The organism is Intestinibacter sp., assembly GCF_051866655.1.
Taxonomy (GTDB): Bacteria; Bacillota; Clostridia; order Peptostreptococcales; family Peptostreptococcaceae; genus Intestinibacter.
The window spans coordinates 1-1,576 of sequence record NZ_JBJDXL010000096.1; the positions used below are offsets into that span (position 1 = coordinate 1).

At 33.4% G+C, this 1,576-nt stretch carries 2 protein-coding genes; both read left to right on the top strand.

All coding sequences use genetic code 11. From position 1 onward, the window contains the following. A partial coding sequence (locus ACI3VO_RS02530; protein WP_439756404.1) for an InlB B-repeat-containing protein occupies positions 1-1,109 on the top strand: 1,109 nt, incomplete at its 5' end. Positions 1,110-1,352: 243 nt separating this feature from the next. Next, positions 1,353-1,576 (top strand): hypothetical protein (locus ACI3VO_RS02535; RefSeq protein ID WP_439756405.1); only part of this gene is annotated, 224 nt, incomplete at its 3' end.

A 1,576-nucleotide genomic window follows, 5' to 3' on the forward strand; every position in this document is an offset into this window, starting at 1 on the left:
AAAAAGCTAAAACAATAGAATGGATAAAAGAAAAATTACAAATTACTGATGGAACTAGCACTTTATCAGACGACTCAACATTAAGTCAAGAGCCACAAGGATCTGACTATATGGTTCTTCGTGTGGCTTGTCCAGTCAATGTAAATGTCGCGACAAATGAAGATGTATTAGATTCATCAGCATCATGGCTTAATATAAGTTCTTCTTTTGGTAGACTTGATATAATAGGACAAAACGACGATATAAAAATGCTTTGTTTAGATAAGAGCGATGATTATGATGTTGTTCTAGAGGGCACTGGTGAAGGTACAATGGATTATGCTGTACGCTACTATAATTCAGATGATGAACTGCAAAGTGAGACAACAATAAATGATGTTCCAATAACTGAAAACACAGTTATATGGACTAAACCAGTTTCTACAGAGGATATGGTTCTTGAGGTTGATACTGATGGAAATGGAACAGTTGACAAGACGTACACAGTGCCACAGGGTGAAACAGTAGATGTAGAAAATATTGTAAAATTCAATCCAGATAATGGAGATCAAGTTATAAAGAGAGCTGTAGATTCAGAAGGTAAATTGAACTATACACCAGAAGTACCAACTAAGGATGGATATACTTTTGTTGGATGGTATGAAGATACTGATGATACAACTACAGAATATAAATCAGGGGCTACATACACTAAAGATGTAACTTACAAGGCTAAATGGGCACATGTCAAAATGCTTGGAGCCCAAGTCAAAGCAGTAGTAGACGATAAGAGCGGCATAAGATTTGGTACAAAGATTTACGATGATGGCGATGAAATAGTTGAAAAGGGAACAATTATACTTCCTAAAAGCTTACTTCCTGAAGGAGAAACATTGACATTAGATACTAAGAATATTGCTAGATCTGTAGGTAAGGTCAATTATGAAGTAAATGAAGAGGAAAATTATGTAACATATTTGGGTACATTAATAGGTATACCTAGAGCTCAATTTGACGTACAGATTACTGCTGCAGCTTATGTGATTTATAAGGATAAGGCTGGAAATGAATATACTGTTTATTCACAATATCCAAATGGATCAAAGAGTGTAAATGATTTATTGAAATAGATAAAATGCTTCCTTTATTGATACGATAAATTAGTATCATAGGGGAAGCTTTTTTGATGCATTATAAAGGAAGTGTTGCAAAATAGGGTAGATCATATTTTGTATTCACTTCCTTTTTTGTAAAAATTAAATTTGGAAAATATTGTTTTAACAGTGAAATTAAATTATACTTATAAGATAAAGTCATAAAAATTTTTTCACAAAAATAGGTATAATTTTTTTTGAAAGGGGGAAAGATTTTAAATGAAAAGGTTGTTTAAAAAGGCAATAGTTTTTGCAATTACAATTTCATTTGTATTTAACTCCGGTCTAGGCGAGATTATATCTTATGCACAGACTGCGGATATGGAGGGACTTTATCAATCGGTCGTAAGTAGTTTTAATCTAGCTTCAGCAGAAGGAGAGGCTAGTACTGTGGCAGAGAATACTGCTTCTGAGTATTTTGAGTATACTGAGGTAGATGGTGG